At 48.4% G+C, this 24,879-nt stretch carries 20 protein-coding genes; 15 read left to right on the top strand and 5 right to left on the bottom strand.

The window, feature by feature from the left end:
* Positions 1–311: 311 nt before the first annotated feature.
* From ACWHX8_RS09110 to ACWHX8_RS09090, 5 genes are all read left to right on the top strand, one after another.
* On the top strand, positions 312–1,085 hold the full coding sequence (locus tag ACWHX8_RS09110) for a HEAT repeat domain-containing protein (protein ID WP_447971639.1): 774 nt from the start codon (positions 312–314) through the stop codon (positions 1,083–1,085).
* A 69-nt stretch (positions 1,086–1,154) separates the two neighbouring features.
* Complete coding sequence (def, locus tag ACWHX8_RS09105) at positions 1,155–1,688, top strand: peptide deformylase (protein ID WP_447971638.1); 534 nt, start codon at positions 1,155–1,157, stop codon at positions 1,686–1,688.
* A gap of 100 nt (positions 1,689–1,788) precedes the next feature.
* On the top strand, positions 1,789–3,513 hold the full coding sequence (locus ACWHX8_RS09100; RefSeq protein WP_447971637.1) for an ABC transporter ATP-binding protein: 1,725 nt from the start codon (positions 1,789–1,791) through the stop codon (positions 3,511–3,513).
* 108 nt (positions 3,514–3,621) lie between these two features.
* A complete protein-coding gene (locus tag ACWHX8_RS09095) occupies positions 3,622–3,804 on the top strand; it encodes a DNA gyrase inhibitor YacG (protein ID WP_447971636.1) in 183 nt (60 codons plus the stop codon).
* Positions 3,805–3,927: 123 nt separating this feature from the next.
* Positions 3,928–4,473 (top strand): hypothetical protein, encoded by a 546-nt coding sequence (locus tag ACWHX8_RS09090; protein WP_447971635.1) that lies wholly within the window; start codon positions 3,928–3,930, stop codon positions 4,471–4,473.
* 22 nt (positions 4,474–4,495) lie between these two features.
* Here ACWHX8_RS09090 and lpxD read toward each other — a convergent pair whose 3' ends face one another.
* On the bottom strand, positions 4,496–5,539 hold the full coding sequence (gene lpxD / locus ACWHX8_RS09085) for a UDP-3-O-(3-hydroxymyristoyl)glucosamine N-acyltransferase (RefSeq protein ID WP_447971634.1): 1,044 nt from the start codon (positions 5,537–5,539) through the stop codon (positions 4,496–4,498).
* Between the two features lie 300 nt (positions 5,540–5,839).
* Here lpxD and ACWHX8_RS09080 point away from each other — a divergent pair, with 300 nt between their 5' ends.
* Positions 5,840–6,199 (top strand): VanZ family protein, encoded by a 360-nt coding sequence (locus ACWHX8_RS09080; protein WP_447971633.1) that lies wholly within the window; start codon positions 5,840–5,842, stop codon positions 6,197–6,199.
* A 105-nt stretch (positions 6,200–6,304) separates the two neighbouring features.
* Positions 6,305–7,036, top strand: coding sequence for a tetratricopeptide repeat protein (locus ACWHX8_RS09075; protein ID WP_447971632.1), 732 nt, complete (start codon positions 6,305–6,307; stop codon positions 7,034–7,036).
* Positions 7,037–7,158: 122 nt separating this feature from the next.
* Here the strand turns inward: ACWHX8_RS09075 and ychF are convergent, their stop codons facing one another.
* The 4 genes from ychF to ACWHX8_RS09055 form a co-directional block, all read right to left on the bottom strand.
* Positions 7,159–8,229: a redox-regulated ATPase YchF gene (ychF, locus tag ACWHX8_RS09070; protein ID WP_447971631.1), complete on the bottom strand. Its 1,071-nt coding sequence runs from the start codon at positions 8,227–8,229 to the stop codon at positions 7,159–7,161.
* Positions 8,230–8,315: 86 nt separating this feature from the next.
* On the bottom strand, positions 8,316–9,680 hold the full coding sequence (locus ACWHX8_RS09065) for a lipase/acyltransferase domain-containing protein (protein ID WP_447971630.1): 1,365 nt from the start codon (positions 9,678–9,680) through the stop codon (positions 8,316–8,318).
* Between the two features lie 375 nt (positions 9,681–10,055).
* Positions 10,056–10,505 carry a DUF5069 domain-containing protein gene (locus ACWHX8_RS09060; protein ID WP_447971629.1) on the bottom strand — a complete coding sequence of 150 codons (450 nt, stop codon included), beginning with the start codon at positions 10,503–10,505 and terminating at the stop codon, positions 10,056–10,058.
* A 78-nt stretch (positions 10,506–10,583) separates the two neighbouring features.
* A complete protein-coding gene (locus ACWHX8_RS09055) occupies positions 10,584–11,258 on the bottom strand; it encodes a DUF3386 family protein (RefSeq protein ID WP_447971628.1) in 675 nt (224 codons plus the stop codon).
* A 230-nt stretch (positions 11,259–11,488) separates the two neighbouring features.
* On the opposite strand from ACWHX8_RS09055, the gene ACWHX8_RS09050 reads away from it, so the two are divergent.
* The 8 genes from ACWHX8_RS09050 to pelG all read left to right on the top strand — a co-directional run bounded on the left by ACWHX8_RS09050 (position 11,489) and on the right by pelG (position 24,876).
* Complete coding sequence (locus ACWHX8_RS09050) at positions 11,489–12,415, top strand: NAD-dependent epimerase/dehydratase family protein (RefSeq protein ID WP_447971627.1); 927 nt, start codon at positions 11,489–11,491, stop codon at positions 12,413–12,415.
* 3 nt (positions 12,416–12,418) lie between these two features.
* Positions 12,419–15,208 (top strand): bifunctional glycoside hydrolase 114/ polysaccharide deacetylase family protein, encoded by a 2,790-nt coding sequence (locus ACWHX8_RS09045; protein WP_447971626.1) that lies wholly within the window; start codon positions 12,419–12,421, stop codon positions 15,206–15,208.
* Positions 15,209–15,236: 28 nt separating this feature from the next.
* Positions 15,237–18,995: a tetratricopeptide repeat protein gene (locus tag ACWHX8_RS09040; protein WP_447971625.1), complete on the top strand. Its 3,759-nt coding sequence runs from the start codon at positions 15,237–15,239 to the stop codon at positions 18,993–18,995.
* Positions 18,996–19,011: 16 nt separating this feature from the next.
* Positions 19,012–19,542, top strand: a complete 531-nt coding sequence (locus ACWHX8_RS09035) for a penicillin-binding protein activator LpoB (protein ID WP_447971624.1) — start codon at positions 19,012–19,014, stop codon at positions 19,540–19,542.
* Positions 19,542–20,891, top strand: coding sequence for a PelD GGDEF domain-containing protein (locus ACWHX8_RS09030; protein ID WP_447971623.1), 1,350 nt, complete (start codon positions 19,542–19,544; stop codon positions 20,889–20,891). Before ACWHX8_RS09035 ends, ACWHX8_RS09030 begins: the two co-directional genes overlap by 1 nt.
* Positions 20,851–21,876, top strand: a complete 1,026-nt coding sequence (locus tag ACWHX8_RS09025; protein ID WP_447971622.1) for a hypothetical protein — start codon at positions 20,851–20,853, stop codon at positions 21,874–21,876. The genes ACWHX8_RS09030 and ACWHX8_RS09025 overlap by 41 nt, the downstream gene beginning before the upstream one ends.
* 115 nt (positions 21,877–21,991) lie before the next feature.
* Positions 21,992–23,542, top strand: a complete 1,551-nt coding sequence (gene pelF, locus ACWHX8_RS09020; RefSeq protein WP_447971621.1) for a GT4 family glycosyltransferase PelF — start codon at positions 21,992–21,994, stop codon at positions 23,540–23,542.
* Positions 23,506–24,876: an exopolysaccharide Pel transporter PelG gene (gene pelG, locus ACWHX8_RS09015; RefSeq protein WP_447971620.1), complete on the top strand. Its 1,371-nt coding sequence runs from the start codon at positions 23,506–23,508 to the stop codon at positions 24,874–24,876. The genes pelF and pelG overlap by 37 nt, the downstream gene beginning before the upstream one ends.
* Positions 24,877–24,879 lie beyond the last annotated feature (3 nt).

The raw sequence follows: 24,879 nt of genomic DNA, 5'->3' as shown, positions 1-24,879 counted from the left end.
CTTTGAGATTAAGACAATCACACTAGAAGTCGAATAGACTATCAACCTGACAGTTCGCGTCGTCAGCTTCGATTACGTGAGGGTACAGCACGCGTTCCTGCATCGACGTCCCATTTCAATCCCTCATAATACAGCCGTCTCAGGCCGCACGTCTCAACGTTAATGCGTGTAGCTCAATCTTGACCACTTTAGGTCTAACCGACTAGACTGGCTGAATTATTAAAGAATACCTATTTTTCCCACACATATGAAACTTGAAGTGGAGACGCACGATGCTGACAAGGACTAGGTGGACAAGATGGCAGATACTGATGTTCCTCATCACCCTGGTGACGACCTCTTGCAGTTTGGCAAATGCGGCAATCGGACAGTCGGCAAGAAGCATTCTTGTCCAGGAGTATGATCCACCGCCCAAAGCAGAATTTCCAGACATTCCGAAGGCCACCCCAGCTCCAGACGTATTAACTCAGAAAGATCGCGATCGGCTGGACTCTCTTGTCCCTCTCTTGGCCGGCAAACAAGAGCTCTGGGTTATGGGCGAATTTGTGCATTATGCGAAGCACTCGGTCCCGTTTGTCGTGAAAGCTTTGAAGATGCCAGGCCCACGAATACGATATAATGCTATTGAGACACTTTCCATGATCAAAAACCCGGAAGCCGTACCTGCACTCTTGGACGTCGCCACGAATCCAGAGGATATTTCTCGGGTACGCTCTCATGCCATTCGCGTGGCAACTCGCTTAGATGCAGATCAAGTGCATCCGGCAATCAAAGAAATGGTCAAAGATGAGAATTCAACGATTCGAAGAACAGCCGTGTTCGAAGCCAGGAACGTGAGAAAAAAAGAAGTCCTCCCAATCTTGATTGATACAATTGGGGATCCTGAAAAGTTTGTCTCGATTACAGCACTTGAATCCTTCTGGAGACTGACCGGGTTTTCTGGCGCTCAACATAATTGGGAAATGTCGACGGAAGAAGAGCGGAAAGAATGGAGCAAGGAATGGTCGGCGTGGTTGAAAGAAAATGAAAACCGATTTGAGCCATCAAAATCTCAAAAACATCCATTCGCCTCACCTTCGAGCTGAAGGGCTCAGGGAACATGCGTATTCGGTCAACATCAGCCATCAACAATAGATACACACAATAGGGAGACGATGATGGGCTTACTACCAATAGCCAAAGTTGGAAATCCAATATTAAGAAAAATTGCCGAACCCGTAGAGATCAATCGCATTCAGACTCCGGCATTTCAAGCATTCATTGCCGACATGTTCGAAACCATGGTTGAGAATAACGGCATTGGTTTGGCAGCCCCACAAGTCTCATGCTCCGAACAAGTTGTCGTCATGGAATGCAAAGGCGACAATGGATTTCCACGAACCGTCTTGATCAATCCCAAAATTATATTTTACGGCCCCCAGCAAACCGAAATGTGGGAAGGCTGTCTCAGCATTGATGGGCTTCAGGGACAGGTGACACGTCCCTCAATGATTCGCGTGCAGGCCCATGACCAAGAGGGGACTTTTCAAGATTGGGAAGCTCAGGGCCTCTATGCCGTATGCATTCAACATGAAATTGACCACTTGCTTGGCAAACTGTTCATTGATCGAATGGCCGACATGTCAACCTTGACACAACTGCAAGAATTCGAAACGTATTGGCAAACAGAACCAGCCACCGTAATTTAATCCCCCTTGTTTCGTACGAACGAACACCGAATATTCAGTTGAATCTGCCAAACCACATCTGAAGTACATCGTTCATGATGGAAAGAATAGTTGAGTATCTGTGAAACCTTTAGGACGTGTGCTTTCCTATCTCGCTCCACATCGATCACTGGTGACGCTGACCTTTCTCTGTGCCGCACTTGCAACCGCGCTTGACCTCCTTCCACCCTGGCTCATCAAAGTTGTCATTGACGATGTCATTCCCAATCAAGATACCGAGTTACTGCCTTACGTCCTCATTGGTCTCTTCTTGGCCTACACCTTCAAGAACCTCTTCAACTCGTTACGGATTCGGTTTAATAATACATTAGAACAGCAAGTGGTCTTTGAATTACGTGGTCAGGTATTTTCAGCATTACAACGTCTTTCACTGAACTACTTTGAAAATCGGTCGACAGGTGAAATGATGTCGCGGGTGACGAATGACACCGAACACGTTGAGCGCATCTTTATCGACGGTCTTGAAGGCATGCTGACAGCCTCGTTGACGTTAATCGGCATCACCATCATTCTGTTCACCCTCAATTGGGAATTAGCCCTCTTGGTTCTCCTGCCTGTACCAATTCTCATCGTAGCGGGGATTGGGTTTACGCGGCGAGTCCATCGGCATTATCACGATATTCGTCGAGAAGCCGCTGATCTCAATGCCTATCTGCAAGATGCCTTATCAGGAATTCGAGAGACCATGGGCTTTAATCGTCATGGTTATGAAGAGGAACGATTTACGAAACGCAGCAAGGACTACAGTCAGGCCAATCTGAAAGCCATGTACCTCTGGTCGATCTATTCTCCAAGCATGATATTCGTGGGGAGTCTCGGAACGGTTCTCATCTTATGGTATGGCTCACAACAAGTGATGGAAGGTCATCTGACCTTAGGTGAATTGGTCATGTTTTTGTCATACCTTGTATTATTTTATACACCCGTCAATCAAATACATTCAGTCAATCATTTGCTACAACATGCCTTGGCAGCCAGTGAACGTGTGTTTGAAGTATTAGATTTTCAGCCGGACGTGGTTGACCAACCATCCGTACACCCAACGACCACACGGTTACGAGGAGCCGTGGCACTCCAACGCGTCTCGTTTTTCTATCGTGATGATGTCCCGGTCTTACACGATGTGTCTTTGAATGTGAAGGCCAGTCAGCAAGTTGCCTTAGTTGGTCACAGTGGCGCAGGGAAAAGCACCATCATAAAATTGCTTATGCGGTTTTATGATGTCAAGGCTGGCGTCATTACGATGGACGGGCATGATATCCGAGATCTTCCCCTAGCTTATCTACGTACCCAAATTGGCTTGGTCCAGCAAGAACCATTTTTATTTAATGGAACGATTCGACAGAATATTGCCTATGGCGATCTGCATGCGACACCAGAACGTATTGAAGCCGTTGCAAAGGCCGCACGGGCGCATGAGTTTATCATCGACCTTCCTGAAGGCTATGACACCTGGATCGGTGAACGTGGCGTGAAACTATCGGTTGGTCAAAAACAGCGCGTCTCAATCGCTCGCGTGCTGTTAAAAGACCCGCCAATTGTGATATTTGATGAAGCCACATCCAATATCGATACAGAGACTGAAGTGAAAATTCGCGAAGCCCTGACGCATCTGATTCAAGGACGAACAACATTTGTCATTGCCCATCGATTGTCGACCTTGCACAATGTTGACCGTATTGTGGTATTAAAGCATGGACACATTGTCGAAGAGGGGAGCCATGCTCAACTTCTTGAGCAGGGTGGAATGTACACAGACTTATATGAGGCGCAGTTTCATGTATAGCAACCTCGTGGTTCGTCGCTTGTGATTCGTATTTCGCAGTCAGTCATTCATGTGAAGGGTTCTTTCACGAACGACGATTCACGAGCAACAAGCAACGAGTGAAACGCCATGAACTGTCCAACGTGCAGACGCCAAATTCGACGGGAAGACAACCCCTTTCGTCCATTTTGTTCAGAACGATGCCGCCTCCTTGACTTGAACGGATGGCTGAGTGAGCAGTATCGGATCCCGGCGGAAGCATTGACGTTTGATGAAACTGAAGGGCGAAACCTCGAGGACGATCATGAATAAGATGAACAGTCCGATAAGACCATCGACAAAAGACTTTCACATGAATCGGCACCCTCATGACATGGCAGCTCATGTCTGTCAACCTCACAGGATCATCAGTTCACATTCACAGATCTAAAATCAATGGCCAAAGTCATTACTACACGAAAAGTTCAGGGTGAAGTCGAACGAGCGCACGACTACGTGCGAACTCACATTCTGTTTCCAGCGGGAATGACAGGCTTGATCACCATGGTCATAGGAGTCATCGGACTTCTTGTCCAGCTCTGGAACGGCACGTACTCCTGGGAAACCTTTACCTCAAGCTCAGGGTTGTTGGTGATTGGGGTATTGGTGGGACTAGCGCAGACCAAGTATCATCAATTTTTGTTACGGGAATTCCCGGCCTTCTTTGCCAGTCGTATGAGAACGGCCACCCAACGGTCCATTCAAAAAGCTAGAAGAGCTGCAGTCGAAACGCCGGTGGAACACCGAGGGCGCGGACTCATTCCGCTCTGGTATATCCTAGGCATTGTCGGGTTTATTGGAATCTCGATCCTGACCGTCCTGGCAGGGTATGTCGACCCCGTTCCAGCATTTGCCTTGCCTTGGGCTGGCTACTTTTGGGCCAAAATGTTTTTCTGGAAAGGCATTATTCTCCCTCCCGGAAAGAAGGGAAAAAAGAGTTAGGGCTAACAACTGTTAGTCGGTATTATGACTCGGACTCCAGTTTCGCCAGTTTCGCCTTGAGGTCTTGAATTTCTTTCCGCATCTCTGGCAATCGTTGAATAAGCGCTTGCGTTTTCAGCCACGATGCATAGTCAAATGCCATCGAACCACCCACCGCTTTTTGGGATTCTACTGAACGACTCACTCCAGAACCCGCCGCGATTTTTGCTTGATCTCCAATCGTTAAATGATCGGTGAGTCCAGCTTGGCCGCCGATGAGGACATGATGTCCCACAGTTGTACTTCCCGCAATGCCGACTTGTGCAACAAGTATGCAATCTTCCCCGATTTGGACGTTATGTGCTATTTGGACTTGGTTATCGATCTTCGTGCCTCGCTTAACGGTTGTCACACCAAAGGTTGCGCGATCGATTGTGACATTGGCCCCCAATTCAACGTCATCTTCGATGATGACGCTGCCAAGTTGCGGAATTTTTTGATGCCGCCCTTGATGGGCTACATAGCCAAACCCGTCGCTACCAATGACTGTACCACTATGTATAATGACTCGTGCGCCAATCTGACAGCCTTCTAAGACCGTGACGTTTGGATAGAGGATCGAGTCGTCGCCAATGACCACGTCACGGCCTAACACGACTCCCGGATAGAGCGTCACACGCGCACCAAGCTGAACGCGATCTCCAAGCGTCACAAAAGCGTCGATGGATGTGTCTGGTCCAATACGAACATCACTTCCCTTCACCACCATGTCGGCAATTCCGTGACGAGAAGCAGGAGGAAGGAAATACCGTTGCGTGAGACAGGCAAACGCATACAATGGGTTAGAGGTGATCAGTTGGGGCCGACGTTCGCCTTCGAGTGGTTGGGGGATAATAAAAGCCGACGCGTGGGATTCACGAGCGCACGAAGAAAGTGTGGAATCCGTGACAAAAACCAAGTCTCCAGGTTCAGCCTGCTCAAGACTTGCCACACCTGTCAACAGCACATTCCCATCACCTTCGACGTGACCTTGAATATATTGTGCAAGTTCGTCGAGACGAACACCTGGATTCAGTTTTGGTAGCATACGTTGTAAAGATGCGTCACATACATTTGTAAATTCATGGTTGAACGCCTTCCCCTTGAATGATCGGTGATGACCATGTTACGTATTTGAAACTAGCTAAAACTCTGCTTACAGTCAAGTGACAATGTGTACATATAGATTTGTTCAAGACTGGCCTATCATTCAAGATCATGAGAAGTCCTGAGACAACAGAGTCGGGGAAAAAGAATGTCTTACAAATGACCGTTCAATACAAAGACTTCTTTATGCAGAGATGTTCCTAATGACCGATAGATACAAAAAAACTCAAAAACACACTTCATGATCTATTGGTTGCCAGTCATCCTCTATGCGGGGCTGATAGTCTTTCTCTCGTCATTATCTTCCCCGGGAGTAAGCTTTATCACAATCATTCCTGGGTTTGACGACAAAATCATACATGCCGTTGAATATGCCATTCTCGCCATTCTCTGTTATCGAGCCCTGCTCCATACGACGACACACAACCGGCTCTTCTATTCACCAATGCTGGCGATCACCGCTGCAGTGGTATTCGGCATCACGGATGAAATCCATCAGGCCTTCGTGCCATTGCGCCAACCGGATGTCTGGGATGTGCTTGCCGATGGCATTGGGGCGTCAGTCGGAGTTGGGCTGTGGAAGCAGAAGTTTTATCCCTGAATCGTTGCCGTAGGTCACTTCAGGCAGATCTGTTACAATGAGGCAGAATCGTGAGAATGTGCCGAGCCACACCACGACGCATGAGGCAGGCCGTCCTGAAAGGAAATGATGAGAGAACAGGGAACATGCATAGCATTTCTCATCACATTGCTATCGCTTTGCATACCTGTCGTCGTCACCCAAGATGCAATTGGAGCTGATAAAGATTCCTGGACGACTCAAAATGCCGAAGGCCTCAAGGCCTATCGCCAACAAGACTATGAACACGCCATTCAGCTTTTCCATGACGCGCTTTCAAGTCTCTCCCCTGATACCCAACCGCGAGCAGAAGAAGCCACCACACTGAACAATCTTGCAGCCGCGTATGAAGGACTTGACCGTTACGATGAAGCCGAGCTGCACTACCTCAAGTCCCTGACCATTGTTGAACACATTCAAGGGCCGAATCATCCAGATTTAATTTTAGGACTGACAAACCTCGGGATCTTGAATCGAAAGCGTGGACAATTCGCACAAGCCGAACGTCTGTACCAACGAAGCCTGAGCATTATGAAACAGGTCTTAGGCGAAGATCACCCCCACCTGATTCCTCCACTCTTGGATTTGGCGCATGTGAGTCAGGCACAAGGGGAGTTTGAGCGCTCAGAAAATTATTATAAGCGTGCGCTTGAAATTGGCGAGACCGAATTGCCGTCAGCTCATCATCAAACACAATCAATCCGCATGCAGTATGCGACATTACTCCGGCATCTGAACCGTGTCGCCGAAGCCACGTGGCTTGAGGACCAGGCCCGTCATGAACTCAATGCTCCATCGCAAAGCCCTCTTATTCAGTAATAGGTCCAGGAGTAGGGAAGCAAGATAGGTGACAGGCGCGATACGTTCGACTTCAACCTAGGGAAAATGCCGAGGCGGGTGACTATCAAGAATGCCAGGCGTACAGCCACGACAAAAGCACATTACACATTAAACTTAAAGTGACAGACATCTCCGTCTTTGACAACATATTCTTTGCCTTCCGAACGAATCAGTCCTTTCTCACGGAGTATGGCTTCCGAGCCATGTTGATCGATATCAGAATAGTTATAGATATCGGCCTTAATAAACCCTTTCTCAAAATCTGAATGGATGACGCCAGCGGCCTGTGGCGTCTTCGTACTGAGTGGAATGGTCCACGCTCTCACCTCTTGAGGACCTCCCGTAAAATACGAGCAGAGTCCCAATGTCGCGTAAGCGGCAACGATGACTTGCTCAAGACCACTGTGTTCCATCCCGAGGTCTTGCATGAACATCTCTCGATCCTCTCCGGCAAGTTCCGCAATTTCACTTTCGAGCTTTCCACACAACACGACGGATTCTGAGCCACGTGCCTGCGCGAAGGCTTGAAAGTCAGCAATGACCGCCGCATCAGGCTGTTCATCAGTATTGCCAACATACAGAATCGGCTGTGCCGTCAGTAAAAAATAGGGCTTGAGCACGTGAGTGTCGAGACCCAGCGTGCGCGCCGGTTTTCCAGCTTCAAGCCCGTTTTTGAGTGTATCAAGAATTTCCAGCGTTTCTTTTGATAGTTTATCGCCAGCGCGGGCCTTGCCTGAGACCTTGTCATATTGTCGAGAGATACTGTCTAAATCCGCCAGCATTAACTCAGTCTCGATGACCTCGACATCGCGTTTCGGGTCGACGATGCCCATTGTATGGACCACTTCGGTATCTTCAAAAAGGCGAACCATATGAAGAATGGCATCCACTTCACGAATATTCGCAAGAAATTTATTGCCAAGGCCTTCCCCTTGAGAGGCACCTTTGACTAATCCAGCGATGTCGACAAATCGACACGAAGCTGGAATCGTTTTTTTAGGTTGAAAGATTGAAGTGAGTCGAGTCAAACGCGCATCTGGAACACCCACTACGCCGACGTTGGGTTCGATTGTGGTGAAGGGATAATTCGAAGCGGCTGCGGTGCCAGACGTCAGGGCATTAAAAATCGTGGATTTACCCACGTTTGGAAGTCCAACAATACCAATTTCCATAAGAAGCGCACTGTAGCAGAAACATCGCACGTAGATCCGTAAGTCAAAAGCCCTATCAGAAATGATAGGGTAGGACTGACGGCACTCTATGGCATGTTGAGGAATGAAATGATGTCTTCCAAAATCCGTGAATCCGTCACCAGTTCAGTATGCACAACTTCGTAGTCTCGAACAGTCGTATGAAATGAGTCACGATAGGCCGCTGGAAGCCACGCAGAACGAACGGTGACCGTCTCGTCGCCATCGTCATACAAAACAGCCGGATCAATCGTTAACTGAAAATGCTCTGGATCCATATTATCAAAATATAGGGAATTTGAGCCTTGGCCACGCTGTCTCAACCACACCCCGCTGGCAAGGGTCGGCGTACCTTTCGCATACAGATAGAACAGTCGAGTCTGGTGTGGAGCCGCTCTGTCCAGGAGGGGAGCACGAAGCATCTCAAGGAACTGTTGCGAACGATGGAGCCAAAATTTCGTATACTCAGCGCGACGCGCGTTAATGTCGCCAGACAACGTTTTGGGGGCATTCAGCAACCCCCATCCCGACTGCGTCCAATTGTCCGAGTTTCGAACCATACGGTTCAGAGGTTCCAGGCTCGGCGTCAGAAGTTGATCGGTATCGAAAAGCGGTAACGTGTAGTAGCTAGAAGGAAATGAAGAATAGGCCTCAGCCGTGAGCATCGACGTATTGAGCTGTACCGCCACGCCATAGTTCATATTACGTAATGAATTCATCACGCCTAGAAACGGGACTCCAGCCATGACAACCGCAGACACATGCGCTGCGCCTTCCCATGTTTCACGGGCCTCGGCGATTTCTTGTGTACCGTAGCGCAAGTAGTAGCTGACAATGAGACCTCCAAGACTATGGGCAACGAGTGAAATATCTCGCGTGCCTTCCGCTCTGAGCTGTTGAATCATGACGTCCAGACGTTGGACGGCATCGAGCAAATCGCTTCGCCAATCATAGGTGAATGCGATGACCTTGGTGTTATCACGCGTCTCCGAATCAAGTGCGTCGATCAAAGAACCATAGACATCCACCGCATAGACGTATGGAATAACGGAGACGTGATCAAGAATGCTGCCCGGACGAAGGTCAATCGCCTTGGTCAACCCAAGACCTTGAATGGGAAGCGTCAACGGTTGATCGCCAAACAGCGCTTCGCTCGCCGATATCCAGACAAGATGTTCGTCTGAATTTCGCACCAATCGTGTCCCATAATAACCGGGTACGACAATAATCGCCGATTGGTGTTTGTCGATGCTATCAGGTGAGCCAACATGGCCTGCCCCGCAACCGGCTAACGACCCGAGAACGAAAATCAAAAGAAAAATATTTTTACTCAACTGGGATATTGAGGGAGAAACCACGATCGCATGTATGAGCCAAGGTGTGCCGACTATTCGGCCAATCCGCTGTGCGAAGAATAGGCTAAAATGATTCATGGCTAACACTTCAATACAACGAGACCGAAGGACGCAGTCGGATCGTTTAAGCGCGGAGTGTCATCAAGAAATTGAAACCGTAGACAGGGCGTAAAGACATTAACCCTCGAAACGGTAGTTGAGCGCGAAAAAGCTGTGTAAACTATTTGTGTGCAGAGGTAATGTACAAAACTCGTAGTTACCTTGTGGGTGATGAGAGATTTGTACATTTGCTCGATGCATAAAGATCTGCAATGGAAAACCTAGCCACGATCGTTTTGTGTTCCGTGCCATGCAAGAGGGCAGCCTTAGTTGAACGTCTCGTTGCAGCCCACTCTTTGGATTGCAGGTGGCCAGGTGTGCAGAATTTCGAGAACTCTCTCACAGCATGGGTTTTCACGGTGCAAGTTCTGCAGGATTTCGCATGGGTACATCTCTCCCTTCCTCCAAATCCAGTAAGTCTGCCCATGCCGTGATATCGTGACGGCTGGGATCGAGCGAGTCCCGAACTTCTCGAAAGAATAGTCTCTTTTCTTCAGTATCAGGACCTCTATTCATCATCATGATGGCATTCCAGTCCTGAATTTCTTGAGCAGTCCGGTTGGTTGCATGACGTGAAACCCATTCTAGGACCTCTTCATCTGTCCGAGATTCAACAGCCGTCAAAAGATCCTCTGCCTGGATGGAGGTGAACTCAAGAAAGCGGGCATCTAATGGGCAGGGGTAGATGTACTCACCAAGTGTTCCGGCATGTTTGGCGCGGCACTTATCAATCATGCGTGGCAAGTGAAGGTACGGGCCTAACCGTTCCTTTACACTACGGGGAAAGTAGGTCTGAAGATCCATAATAGGAGAGACCGTGATTGAGGCAACAAAAAAGAGAAGAGTCCTGCCAGGGACTCTTCTCTTTTCATGGAAGAAACCTTACAGCATTGTGTGATTATCGAAGGTTAAGGTCTTTGTCACAATGGCATTGTTTTCATACGAAATAATCCGTCGGGTCGCAGGTAAATCTGATGCCCCAATGCGAGTATGTGTATCTGAAAAACTTTCAACATTGGTTAATGACCCATCTTTGGGTGAAAAATAATAGACCGTGTATCGAGTTGTCAGATTTTTTTTGTCTTGCGTGAGCGCACTCTCTTCGACATTGATTGTGAATGCGACATAGGGCATCTTTCGATTAATTTGCGTGATACGGTTATCTTTGACTCGATACCAGGACCCCATGCCATCTCCGTTAATCGTGACACGTTGCCCCATCGGATGACTGTCATCACCTTCCAACGTTAAGGCGTATTTCCCATCGGACTCTTCAAAACTTCGAGGCCCACGATGCGTGGCGATCATGCCAATTTGATTTTGCGCCCACTTTTTCAGCTCTTCGTCGGCAATGTCTACGGTGACGTCTTTAGAATTTTTGACTGTAACCGTACCCTTTGTTTCTTTTCCGTCAACATTGATTCGAAGATCAGCTTGAAAACCTTTAAAGTCTGACTGCCAGCGAGCGGTCCGTTCAAATGCTCCTCGCAATAAATCTTTGGCTTTGGGATCGTCCTGAACGGTGGTTTCATTTTCCTCTCGAGTATACATTTCCATATCGAATCATCTCCCCATCGTAAAATGAATGAACAATAAACCTGATCGCTTATGACATGGTGTCGACGGTATTATAGAGAATCACGTTTCTGCTGAACAACCACACACGTGAATTCACGTAAATCCAAACAAATCGTTCACATCGGAGGCCTTAAACCTTCAGATCGGAGAATGATCTGTATGCATTGTGGCATTCCACTTGCCTTACTCTCTAAAAGGAGACTTTGCTTATGCACGTACTCGTCACAGGTGGAGCAGGTTTTATTGGCTCCCATTCAGTCGAAGCCCTCTTGAACATTGGCGCGCGCGTTCGCGTGCTTGATAATTTCTCAACCGGAAACCGGCAAAATTTGCCGAGTCATGCAGATTTAGAAGTCTGTACCGGAGATATTCAGAGCCTCAAGGACATCGAACAGGCAGCCGCAGATGTCACGCATATTTTACATTTAGCCGCGCAGGTTTCTGTTCAAGATTCCATGGTGCATCCGTCCAAATCCTGTGGCATCAATATTCAGGGGTTTGTCAATGTGTTGAGCGCCGCAAAAACCCGCCAGGTGGACCGAATGGTCTACGCCTCGAGTGCAGCAGTCTATGGGCAGCCACAACAGCTACCTATTTCCGAGGATGATCCAGTTTCCCCGCTTTCACCATATGGACTGGAGAAAAGCGTCAACGACCAATATGCGGATTTATTTCATTCGGTGTTTGGCTGCTCACTGCTTGGCCTACGCTACTTTAACGTGTATGGCCCGCGACAAGATCCCACGTCCCCCTATGCTGGCGTCATCAGTAAGTTTCTCAATTTCATCCAACACCAACAACCGCTCACAGTGTTTGGCGATGGAAGGCAAACACGAGACTTTGTGTTTGTGAAAGATGTGGCACATGCCAATGTCCAAGCGCTCCTCTCCACTGCCACCGGGGTCTGTCATGTGGCCACGGGCACAAGCCGGAGTCTGTTAGACATGATTCACGCGCTTTCGACCTGCGTGGGCTATGAGCTTCAGGTTGTACACCACGAGGCACAAACAGGAGATATCCCGCACTCCTCCGCTCATGTTGAAAAACTGGCTCAGGTCTTAGGCGTGCAGTGTTCCACTCGGTTTGAAGATGGATTGCGGCTTCTCTTGAAAGACGTTATGGATTCAAAGGGGTAGGGCATGCGATACCGTGTAAGCTTCAAGACAGTCTGCACAACGATCGGCATTGTCGGCATGCTACTGCTCCAGACTGAACATGGCTGGAGCGCTGACTTTAGCGTAGCATTGTTCTATGGCGATGAGGCTCCCCTTGATGAATTAAAGGCCTTTGATGTTGTCGTCGTTGAACCCGATCATCAATATGACCCTGATGTCTACCGCACATCTCAGAGTGAACTCTTTGCATATGTCAGTCTCGGTGAATTTTCCTCCTCTCGTGCCTATGCGAAGGCGATTCCGAATCAGTGGGTGTTAGGAAAAAACACCGTATGGGATTCGCACATTATTGATCACAGCCAGGAGGCATGGCCAAACTTCGTGACCGAACACATTATCGGACCACTCTGGGAGCAGGGATACCGAGGATTTTTCCTTGATACGCTCGACTCCTATCACCTCATAGCCACCACGGCAGAACACAAACAACAACAAGAGCGGGGATTGAGCCGGGTCATACATGCCATAAAAAAGGCCTATCCTGACGCACAGCTCATTTTCAATCGAGGTTTTGAAATTATTCCCAGTGTCCCCGAACATGTTTTTGCCGTTGCTGCGGAATCGTTATTCCGTGGATGGGACCAGACGACAAAACGGTATGTTGCGGTTCCTCAAAACGACCGGGAATGGCTCGTGCAGCAGTTACAGTCACTACAACAGGCGTATGGGATACCTGCCATCATCATCGATTATGTCGCGCCTCAACACCGAGTAGTGGCACGGGATGTTGCACAAAAGATTCAACACCTCGGCATGATTCCTTGGGTCAGTACTCCTGAATTAAATATGCTAGGCGTCGGAGCGGTTGAAGTCATGCCGCGAAAGATCTTGTCGATTTACGATGGCGCCAGAGATCCGGAATCTGGCCATAGCGACCTTCATCGTTTCCTTGATTTTCCGTTGAATCATTTGGGATACGTGTCGAAGCATTGGGATGTCCGAACATCGTTGCCGGACTATCCCTTAATCGGTCGATATGCCGGCATCGTGGTCTGGGTATCGGGCAATCAACATCCATGGAGTCACCGACTCCATCAATGGTTACTGAAACACACCCAGCAGGGAATCCGGGTCGTCCTCTTTAATTCATTTGGGTTTCCATTACAGAATCAATATTTGACCCCGTTCGAGTTATCCGTCGACTCCAGCGAGCAGCTCGTGACGGAGGTGCATTTTTCTGTCAAAGATTCTCGAATCGGCTATGAAATCGAACCGATTCCCAAACGCCGAGGCTTTCTGCCTCTGCGGCTTATAAATGGGGATTCGCTCTTACAGGTGGAAGCGGCTGAAGGACAGCGTCAAGATGTCATCGCCATCACCCCCTGGGGCGGCTATGCGCTCTTTCCCTATGCCGTGATACAACTTCCGGATCTTGAACATTCGCGTTGGGTCTTTGATCCAATTCATTTTCTCCGAGATGCCCTTCGATTAGAGCCGATGCCGGTTCCCGATACCACCACTCACAATGGTCGTCGTTTACTCTTGGCACACATTGATGGTGATGGATTTCCAAGTGTAGCTGAATTTCCGGGGAAGCGGTATGCGGGAGAAGTCTTATACCGCGACGTGCTGAGGAAATATCGGATCCCCACAACCCTCTCAGTGATTGAAGGGGAAGTTGGCGATCAAGGACTCTATCCGAAATTGACTCCACGATTTGAAAAAACGGCCCGAGCCATGTTTGCCTTAGACCATGTTGAACTCGCCAGCCATTCGTATTCCCATCCACTGGTTTGGCGAGAGTTTGTCATCGCAGGCCCCAATAGGCCCGGCGATTACAATTTAAATATCCCCGATTATGTATATGGCCCAGAGAGTCTTACACGTGAAATCAAAGGATCGATTGAGTACATCAATTCCAAGTTAGCTCCGCCTCATAAACGTGTTCAGGTCTTTTTATGGACAGGTGATTGTGACCCTGCGCCGGAAGCCGTGGGGTTAACGTATGAGATTCATGTTGGGAACATGAATGGAGGCGATACGACTATGACAGAACAACATAATTCGTTAACAACGGTGGCAGCGTTTGGGATTCAGAAGGGCAAACACTATCAAATCTATGCTCCGAATCAAAATGAAAACATCTATACAAATGAATGGACGGGGCCGTACTACGGATTTGATCGAGTCATTGAAACCTTTCAACTCACCGATCGTCCCAGGCGCCTCAAACCCATCAATATTTATTACCACACATACTCCGCAAGCAAAAAAGCGTCACTGGCAGCCCTCCACCGAGTCTACTCATGGGCAATGACGCAAGCAAACAATCCGATCTACGTCTCGGAATACATTCGAAAAGTTCATGATTTCAATACAATTGTCATTGCGAAAGCTGGTGCTTCGTGGAAAATTCGTGGAACGACCCACTTAAAAGAACTTCGAATTCCACAGACATTGGGATACCCAGATTCGCAGAACAGTCAGGGGATTGCTGGATTTTCTGATCATGAATCAGATCGATATCTGCATGTGACTGATACGCCTGAAGTGAGGCTGACGTTGACGCCGACAACACCGACCCTTCCATATTTACATGATACGAACGGGCAAATACTGAAATGGACACACAAAGGGACAACCCTGCAATTCACCATGAAAAGCTACCAGCCGCTTGAAGTGTCCATGGGTAATACGACGAAATGTACGGTAACGGCTAAGGTTGAACACGTTGAGAACCGACAAGAAGGGAAGCTATTAAACCTTTTTGTCACACAACAACGTGAAAAACCCATCAGCTTCACATGTTCTTAGACGCTCGGATCGTCAAACCAGAGAACGCTTGTTCTCACTCTGGTCCATCTCATTGTTTGCGATTGGCATCGTATTAGTGCTGATGGTGCTGTTTCCGAAGCAACGGATCATCAATCAAGTCGCACAGGCCAGTCACGCGTCGTCGGTCAGTACATTTTTCCTTGAAAATCTACTGAAATCTAAACCTGAGGATACCGACCTTCGCCTCTTGCTGACTCAACATCAATTGGCCATTGGCCATATGGAACACGCTCAAAAAACCATAGCACCACTACTCATGAGTGAGAATGTACATGTTCGGCTGAACGCACATGAAATAGATTTACATATGCTCAAAACCCGTACATTTGCCTTCCCGGCAGACTCGTCAGCACGTCGAGACGGAGTACAACAAATCGAACAGCGTATTCAACTGCTTGTACCTATGGCTCAGGACTTTGATGCTGAACGCCTCGACCAATTCGCTCAATTGGCCTTGATGATTGGAGAGCAAGACTTAGCGCAATCGATTTATGAACAACTCGCAAAACGACCGGAACCGCAAACCGTACAGTGGTATGCCAAGGCCGCAGAATTAGCACTCGGGCAAGGAGCCTACCAAAAGGCCGCAACCTTATACTTTTCCGCACAGCATGGAGTCAACAATCAACAGGAGAAACGTGGCTATTATGTAGCAGCACTCAAGGCATTACAATCCGGCAACCTCCTCAAACAGGCAATTGAACAAGCGAAACGACATGTGAGTGATATACAGCACGATGAAGCCACACTCATATTTCTCGTGTCACTTGGACGTGCGGCTGGCGATGGAAGTTTCGCTCAAAAATACGTAAAGGATTTACTGCAAGTGACGTGGACGAAGAACACGTTCCGATATCTTCCAGTGAATGCGGTGCGTGAAGCACCAACGCATACGCGGACATTTTTTTTAGCCCCAACACTCACCGAGATTGTCAATGATGAATATTTCAGAACACTGTCCTCACGCCATGAAACCTTTCACTCCCTGACTGTCGCGGCTCGACGTCGTGCCACCCCAAACGCTCAATCGAAGCAGCAATCGAAATTCCGAACATTTCATGATCAGATGTATCAACTTGGGTATGCGGTATTTTTGGAAAACCAGAATTTAGAGGATGCCTTTCAATTAGCACAGGCTGCGGTTCAACAGGCTCCGCATCTCGTAACATGGCGAAAAAAATATGCGCAAGTCGCTGAGTGGACAGGCCGCCAACAAATCGCACTCGCGCAATGGAGAAAGATTGCGGAAATGAAACCCAATCAAGAGCCATTTGGACAGATTCTGCGATTGGCTCCAGGAGCCTATGATGATGAAAATCTCGTGTTTGCCCTTTTGGGTTTGGGGAAAATTCGTACCTTATCAGAGTCGGAATGGCGAACATTGGCAGACGCATACGAACGGCTTGGGAAACCTGATGAAGCCGTGGCCTATTTGACGCATCTTCACCAACAAAATCCCAACCCAGCCTTTCTCGAACATATGGCCCATTTGTATCAACGAATGGGCCAAGACACAAAAGCCTATCGGTATTATCGAGAGCTCGAAACACAGTACGGCTCACGAGTAACCTGGGCAACACAGCAAGCGGGCCTCCTGTCATCTCGGGGACATGTACGGGAAGCCTATGACATGTTGAGGCATGTGAAACAACAGGCAAAGGATGATGACGACGAATATTGGAAATTCATTGGACATCTCGCATGGATGCTCGAGGATGATCCGCAAGCTGAAGAAGCGTACCAACGATTACGCGCACGACAACAATTATCAATCGAAGCACAGGAACGCTTGATTCTGCTGTTACGTAACACAAATCCTTTGGAAGCGATTGACGTGAGTCTTGCGGGATGGAAGACGTTTCACAGTCCAAAGTTTTTACTGCAGGCCTTAGATCTCCAATTACACGAACGGCAGATCGATCAGGTCCAATCAACATTAGAAGGACTTGTACCGTGGGAAGAAGCACTCATTGTGCATCTGGAACGGTATTGGATTATTCGCGCTGAGGTGATGTGGAAGATCGGCAAACACGCTGAAGCCCTTCAAGCGTATGAACGTGCCCTGAACATCAATCCGGAATCGAATGAGACGAAAGAAGCCATGTTATGGTTTTTAGTCGATCAACAACATCGAACCGCGTTAGCATTCTATCTCGATACGTGGCAAGACAGCATTGAAGCAGATGCACGACTCTGGGGTCCCGTCGCGGCGGCCTATGTGGTCCTCGATCGACACGCACAAGCCCTACCGTACTTTGTTCGACAACTCCAGACTCGGCGACACGATTATCTCTGGCTCTTGAACTATGCCGCAGCACTTGAGGCATCATCTCAAATCCGGCAAGCGTGGCATGTTCGTCAACATGCATGGCTTAAAATTCGTCAATCTCTCCTCACGCACCCCACTCAAATCCGCTCTACTGAAACCATTGAAGCCCTCGCAACATTGACACAATTGAACGATCCCGGCGACCCGCTTCTGACCCTGCTGCGAAATACAAGAACGCACATGACATCACCGGTCATGAAAGAACTCATATTAGCATGGTTTCTGTCTCAAGAAGCCTTCGATGCAGCCAAACAGTGGCTATGGAACGCCTATGCCCAACAACTTCGTGAACCGGGATGGGCAAAACTTGCGATCGCACTCGCAGACAATGATTGGGTTGAGATAGAAGCCATTACTTATAACTACACTGACAATTTGTCCATCTCTGATCACATCGAAGCCGCAAACAGGCTTGACCGGAAGACAATCGCTCAAGAACTAGCCTTTAATTCATTGACGCGTCACCCTGACCGCGACGCGACACATATTCAATTTCAAGAAGCCATTATGACAGCCGCCGATCGCATAACGTCGCACATCATGTTTGAAGAACGGCGTCCACTTTCGAGCTATGTATCCAAGACGGCAATGGCCATTCAATTGGGACGAATCGAAGTTCGGCCTGAAGCCTCCGTCGCCTGGCAAGAAAGTGTCGACTCGAAGGCATTAACCGGAGTCCCACGCATTGATCGTCAATTCGGCGTATCGTTGGCCTATCAATGGCCCGCAGGAACGATTCGGTTAACCGGATTTCATCGAAATGCGCTCGCACATGTGTTTGGTTTACAAATGGACTATGAGCAGGTCTGGAATGAACATCTCTCTTCAACGCTCACGATTGGACGAAATCAAAAGGCCAATGACTCCGTCGTACTCCAGATCGGGGGCATGAAGGACTTCATGAGAGGACAAGGCCTCTACTATGTTTCCAAACGTCAATTTGTCTCTCTTCAAATGGATGCGCAGCGGTTTTATAGCCAATCGCGTGACACTCTTGGCCGCGGGCTTGGAGTTGAAGGTGCCATCGGCCATCATCTTCGACGAGACTACCCAGACGTGACGGTTCGTGTGGTCGGAACCGTGCAACGATATTGGCGCGTGCCTGCACTGCCAGGCAGTATCACACGACTCATTCCCCATACGGATGAAGAACCAACTCCTCTTCAAGTTGTGCCGCAAAATTTCTCACAAGGTGGCATACAAATCAGTCTTGGTGATTCCATCCGTGATCTCTACACCAAAGGTATTCGGCCATTTGGGTTACTGGGGGTGAATTACAACAGTGCCACGGGTTTGGGACAAAGTATTGAAGCCGGTCTTATCAGTCGGTTAATTGGGCAAGATCACATCCAGCTCTCTGGCAGTTATATACAAGGAGGGTTTGGACAAAATGCCACGACCACGCAAGTCAATCTCCACTATCAACGATGGTTTTAAATTCATAGGTGACACAATGACAAAACTTTTCTGGATGGTATTCGCCATAGGCCTACTCACCGTAATGACTCATGGATGTACGGTCATTGATTATTCACGAGATCCGATGCTTGACGCGCATGCCCCCTGGGTCTTGCTCCCAATCGTCAATCACACCGAAACGCCGCAAGCCGGTCGTCGCGCTGAGGCTATTACCGAATCCTTGCTCTACAGCCAGGGTATGACTCAAATACGACGCTATCCATCGGCCCTGCAAGACGGCTCATTCATACTCGGATCCGACAATACTTTATACGAGTCGGCGTTACACTGGGCGAAGGAGCAAAAAGCCCGCTATGCCATAACCGGGACTGTCGACGAGTGGCGGTATAAAGTCGGAATCGACGGGGAACCAGCCGTTGGAGTCAGTTTACGAATTCTTGACTTACAGACGAATCACGTGGTGTGGAGCGCCGTTGGAGGACAAACGGGATGGAGCCGTGAAGCCGTAAGCGCCGTCGCGCAAAAACTGATTAAACGCCTGCTCAAGGAAGTGAGTGTATCCTAATGCGATTGCCCATTCACTTACGAGGCGTTCCACAACGCTGGCAGTGGGTGGAAACCTGCGTCCTGACGGGCGTGATTGTGGGACTCAGCCATTGGATGGTGCCTGAGGATCCATTTTTGACGAATATGGCATTCCCCTGGTTATGGATTGGGGCCCTCCTATTGGGGTTACGATATGGAACCTGGGCGGGGCTGCTCTCTGTCGGAATCATCCTGAGCAGTCTGTTTCTTGAGATACAATTCGGCCTGTTGAGTGGAGTGGCTGTTCCGAAAGCCTACGTGATCGGCGGAGTGTTGTGTATCGCAATCTGTGGTGAGTTTGGAAGTCGATGGAACATGTATTTCAAACAAATGGAAGAGCGAAACGATTATCTTGATCAACGTTTACAAGAAACGGCACGCGCGTATCATTTACTCGGCATGTCCCATCACAGCTTAGAGGAACATTTAATCAGTCAACCTCTTACCCTTCGTGATGCGTTAAAACGATTGCGGGGAATGCTCATCGATGAACACGATGAAATTCCCACAGCTGCCGCCGAACGATTCCTTGAGTTACTCACGCAATTTTTTCAATTAGAAGTCGCCGCATTCTACCGTGACATCCCGCCGCACCGTGTTGAGACACCATTGGCCGCAGTGGGTTCAATGGATTCCCTGCAGAATAGTGACCCCTTGATCCACCATGCGCGTACCACAAAAGAGTTTTCCCATGTCATGATGCCTCAATCGGTATCTGCCGTAAACTCGCACTATTTAATTGTCGCACCGGCCATGGCGAGCAACGGCCAGATTGTTGGATGGTTTGTCGTGGAACGCATGCGCTTTCTCAATCTTCATGAAGACAGCCTGCATATGTTGAAAATCTTTTTACATTATTTTGCCGATGGTGTGCAGGCCGCCGTGCTTGCACGTCCGATTTTGGAACAATTTCCCGAATGTCCAGTACCATTTGCTCGAGAATTACCTCGCTTAGTTCGATTGCAATATGAATTGGGACTTGATAGCCGAGTGGTGGTCTTTGACGTGTGCGCACCATCGATGCGTGAAGAAATCGTGTTTCACATCCTTCATCACACTCGTGGATTAGATGTGACGTGGGATATCCGTCATGATGACAGTCGTCGACTCTGCATCCTGCTCCCATTCACCGATGATGGGGCCATCGAAGGCTACCTTCTCCGCATTCAACAATTACTCAGGGAACGGTTTGGAAAGGGGTTTCAGGAAGCCGAGATTCACGTGAGTGTTCGAGGACTTCATGAACATGATCCTTCCACAATTGTCCAAGATCTTGTCGTAGGAAACTATGATCGCCAAAATATTCCTCTGCTTAGCGGCGTTGCTTGAAGGTGGCGCGCTGCCCTATCTCCTGTTTACGAATCGCTACCAAGACGATGCGATGGGACTCCTCCTTTTGCATGTCCTGGTCAGTGTAGCGGCAGGGTTACTGGGCAAAGACAGCCTCCCAGCTCGCTATCAGCATCCCCCCGGTACGGTCGTGTTCTTTTTGACGACCCTGACATTATTCATTCCTATACTGGGCGCATTTGGAGTTATGGCACTCGTCGTCATGACGAATTATGGAGTTGCCCAGGCAACGAACGGAAACATTCAAGAAGTCCAAGATTCCAAGTTTGCCGAGACAGGACTCGTAGACATGCTGCAGTATGGAAGAGGAGATTTACAGTCACGCTTTCAAGCTTCTGGGCTACTCACAGAAACACGATTAGATGCACTGGGAAAGCTACAAAGCTTCGAATCCCAGCACATACACACGACTGTCCGGCAAGCCCTGCAGGATCAAACCGATGACATTCGACTTGTAGCCTTTGGCATTTTAGATAAAAAAGAAAAGTCGATTAATGAAAAAATCAATCAAGAGCTCGAGTGGCATCAACAAGCCGAAGCGACATCGGAGAAACTGACTCATGCTCGCCAATTAGCCTATGCCTACTGGGAACTGGTGTACAAAGACCTTGTTGAAGGTGATGTTTTAACCTATGCCGTAGCTCAAGCAACCCAGTACAACGAAATGGTCCTGGCCGCCTATTCGGACGATGCGGGCATGTGGGCCTTGAAAGGACAATTAGCCCTTCATGCTCAAGAACGAGATCGTGCGCGGGATGCGTTCACCAAGGCGCTCGAACATGGAATTCCTGAAACACGAGTTATTCCCTATCTCGCCGAATTGGCTTTTTTTCAAAAGGACTATTCAAAACTTTCGACCCTCTTTGCGCGCAGTCACGAACTATCGCAAATTTCACTGCTACATCCAATTTTGAAATATTGGAATATTGAAAAACGTCTCGTGCGGGACTATGCATCATCATAAATATTAAGGAAATCATTCTGCATTATTCTCACGATACACAGGCGAGGGAAGCTCGACACGCAACATCCGTCTGTTCTGTTTTCCGATGCGACATCGAGCAGCAGAGAGGCGCATCATGGTGACGCTCCCACAGGCCGAAGAGGTTGATATTGCCCTGCTGTTAGAAGGGACCTATCCCTACGTGAGTGGTGGCGTGTCAAGCTGGGTCCACCAAATTATTCATGCCTTTCCTGAATATCGATTTGGTCTTGTGTTCATTGGAGGACAGCCGGAGGAGTACGATGGGATGCGCTATGAACTACCTCCTCAAGTGGTTCACCTCGAATGCCATTTTGTCCATGCCAACCATGGACACCCAGCCATTGAATCCATAGAAGACGACCGAAAACTGTTTCAATTTATCGAAGACGTACACGACGGCATGCGAGCTCCCGAAACATGTCCGGAAGGAATGGCGTTGACGCAGAAGATGATGACGATGTTGACGGAAAACCCGCAACGGCTTCAAGAGCAATTTTTGTACAGTGAAACAGCGTGGACGTATCTCTGCGACGCCTACCGCACGCATTGCACCGATCCGTCATTCGTCGATTATTTTTGGACCGTACGGAAAATGCATGAACCGATTTGGATGTTAGGAAAAATTGCGGCCAGTCTTATTCCAGCCAAAATTTACCATACGGTGTCAACCGGCTATGCAGGATTTTTAGGGGCCTTGTTGCAACAACGTACTGGGCATCCGCTCATTCTTTCGGAACATGGCATCTATACAAAAGAACGTCGCATTGATTTGTTTCAAATGTCATCGTTTGCCGATAATCGAACGTCATTGGAAAAACGGTCAGAACATTTAGGCTATTTCCAGCAACTCTGGATCAGATTTTTCGAAGCGTTAGGGACATTTTGCTACGATGCGGCCAATCCCATCATTTCACTCTATGAAGTCAATCGGCAACGTCAAATAGCCGATGGTGCCGATGACACTCGTACGCTCACCATACCAAACGGCATCCAGATCGAACGTTTTCGAACATTGCGTGCGCATCGGCCCATTCATCCGCCCCCTATCTTATGTCTCATTGGGCGGGTTGTCCCCATTAAAGATGTCAAAACGTTTATTCGAGCCATGCGAACGGTGGTCAACCGCTTGCCATCGGCAGAAGGTTGGATAGCCGGTCCTGAAGATGAAGACAAAGAATATGTTCAGGATTGCCGGAATTTAACCGAAAGCTTGGGGCTCTCCAAGCATGTCAAGTTTCTCGGGTTTCAAAGAGTCGATGACATTCTCCCCAAAATCGGGCTTCTGATTCTCAGTTCAATTAGCGAAGCACTTCCGCTCGTGGTACTCGAAGGTTTTGCCGCAGGCGTGCCCGCAGTGACAACCGACGTTGGCGCGTGTCGTCAATTGATTGAAGGGGAGGGGATAACCGAAGACCTGGCAGGATCTGCCGGGGCAGTCGTCAACATGGCAAACCCTACGGCCTTAGCGGAAGCGGCCCTGAATTTATTGGCAAATGAGCAGCGTTGGCATGCCGCACAACAAGCCGGCATTGAACGGGTTGAAACATTCTATACGCAACAACAAATGATCGATCAATACCAATCAATCTACACGAAAGCATTTGACGCATGGCAGGCATTGGATTTGAGCTCCGTAAAATCCTAAAAAAAGACAGCTACTGGTCATTGCTGAAAGCCTATGCCTATGCCGGCGTGATTAGTTCCGGACCGTGGATTTTATCCATTATCGGTATTTTAGTGATTGGCGTCATGAGTCTTTCCGTCGTGGCTCCAGAGACGCTGATTATTCAATTCCAACTGTCGGTCACCTACCTCATTGCCTTCAGTCTGATATTGACCGGATGTTTACAAACCTCGTTTACACGATATGTCGCGGATCGTCTCTATGAGCAAAAAGACGAATTAGTGCTGAGTAATTTTCATGGCGTGTTGTGTCTGGTCACGGTTGCCTGTGGAATTTCTGCAACAGGAGTCATTGCCTGGTTCTTTCCTGAGCAATCAATCGTATACAAGGTACTCATGATCGGCAGTTTCGTTGTCTTAGGAAACATCTGGATCGCGACGATCTTTCTGTCGAGCATGAAAGAATATAAAGCCGTCCTGTTGCTTTATGGATTTGGCTATGGACTAACGATTGGGGCCGCTCTCGCCATGCGGTCATTTGGATTAGAAGGATTGCTGTTCGGGTTTTTTATTGGACAGTTTAGTATTTTAGTCGGCATGTTGGGCCTCACCGTTCGAAATTATTCTTCCGAAACCTTACTGGCATGGGATTTTTTGAAAAAAGGGAGAATGTATGTCAGCTTGATCGTGTTGGGGTTGACCTATAATCTCGCGATCTGGATCGACAAATTTTTATTCTGGTATTACCCTGAAACGAGTCAGCTTGTGATCGGGCCGATTCGAAACTCCCCAATCTATGACCTGCCTATTTTCTTAGCCTACCTCTCTATTCTGCCAGGCATGGCCAGCTTTCTCGTTCGAATGGAGACAGATTTCGTTGAGCGGTATCAGGAATTTTACGATGCCATTCGAGGAGGAGCCTCACTCGATCATATTCAACATGCCAAAAATGAGATGGTACGGACGATTCGGCTTGGTCTCTTTGAGATCATGAAGATTCAGTTTGTCGTGTCCTTGCTCATTTGGGCTGTCGGTCCGCCAATCTTACGTTGGCTGGAAATTTCAGAATTATATGAATCCTTGTTGTATGTCGATATCGTTGCAGCCGGCCTCCAGGTTCTCTTCTTAGGCATATTGAACGTCATGTTTTATTTAGATAAACGGCTGATCGCGCTTGGACTGTCAAGCCTATTTCTCGCCGCCAATATTATTCTGACAACATGGTCCCTCTCCATGGGGCTTCCATATTATGGATATGGCTTTGCCGTCTCGTTGCTTGTCGTGGTCATTCTAGGAATGCATCTTTTGGACAAAAAACTGCAAAAGTTGGAATATGAGACGTTTATGCTCCAATAGGGG

Source organism: Nitrospira sp. M1, from assembly GCF_965152605.1.
Note: the sequence above shows the minus strand (reverse complement) of the source record. Positions and strands in the feature narration are given on the sequence as shown.

Coding starts and splice junctions, on each gene's coding strand:
- ACWHX8_RS09110 (WP_447971639.1), top strand. CDS start 312: ATGTTCCTCATCACCCTGGTGACGACCTCTTGCAGTTTGGCAAATGCG.
- ACWHX8_RS09075 (WP_447971632.1), top strand. CDS start 6,305: ATGATGAGAGAACAGGGAACATGCATAGCATTTCTCATCACATTGCTA.
- ACWHX8_RS09050 (WP_447971627.1), top strand. CDS start 11,489: ATGCACGTACTCGTCACAGGTGGAGCAGGTTTTATTGGCTCCCATTCA.
- ACWHX8_RS09080 (WP_447971633.1), top strand. CDS start 5,840: ATGATCTATTGGTTGCCAGTCATCCTCTATGCGGGGCTGATAGTCTTT.
- pelG (WP_447971620.1), top strand. CDS start 23,506: ATGGCAGGCATTGGATTTGAGCTCCGTAAAATCCTAAAAAAAGACAGC.
- ACWHX8_RS09055 (WP_447971628.1), bottom strand. CDS start 11,258: ATGGAAATGTATACTCGAGAGGAAAATGAAACCACCGTTCAGGACGAT.
- ACWHX8_RS09095 (WP_447971636.1), top strand. CDS start 3,622: ATGAACTGTCCAACGTGCAGACGCCAAATTCGACGGGAAGACAACCCC.
- ACWHX8_RS09065 (WP_447971630.1), bottom strand. CDS start 9,680: ATGAATCATTTTAGCCTATTCTTCGCACAGCGGATTGGCCGAATAGTC.
- ACWHX8_RS09045 (WP_447971626.1), top strand. CDS start 12,419: ATGCGATACCGTGTAAGCTTCAAGACAGTCTGCACAACGATCGGCATT.
- ACWHX8_RS09025 (WP_447971622.1), top strand. CDS start 20,851: ATGATCGCCAAAATATTCCTCTGCTTAGCGGCGTTGCTTGAAGGTGGC.
- lpxD (WP_447971634.1), bottom strand. CDS start 5,539: ATGCTACCAAAACTGAATCCAGGTGTTCGTCTCGACGAACTTGCACAA.
- ychF (WP_447971631.1), bottom strand. CDS start 8,229: ATGGAAATTGGTATTGTTGGACTTCCAAACGTGGGTAAATCCACGATT.
- pelF (WP_447971621.1), top strand. CDS start 21,992: ATGGTGACGCTCCCACAGGCCGAAGAGGTTGATATTGCCCTGCTGTTA.
- ACWHX8_RS09030 (WP_447971623.1), top strand. CDS start 19,542: ATGCGATTGCCCATTCACTTACGAGGCGTTCCACAACGCTGGCAGTGG.
- def (WP_447971638.1), top strand. CDS start 1,155: ATGATGGGCTTACTACCAATAGCCAAAGTTGGAAATCCAATATTAAGA.
- ACWHX8_RS09060 (WP_447971629.1), bottom strand. CDS start 10,505: ATGGATCTTCAGACCTACTTTCCCCGTAGTGTAAAGGAACGGTTAGGC.
- ACWHX8_RS09035 (WP_447971624.1), top strand. CDS start 19,012: ATGACAAAACTTTTCTGGATGGTATTCGCCATAGGCCTACTCACCGTA.
- ACWHX8_RS09090 (WP_447971635.1), top strand. CDS start 3,928: ATGGCCAAAGTCATTACTACACGAAAAGTTCAGGGTGAAGTCGAACGA.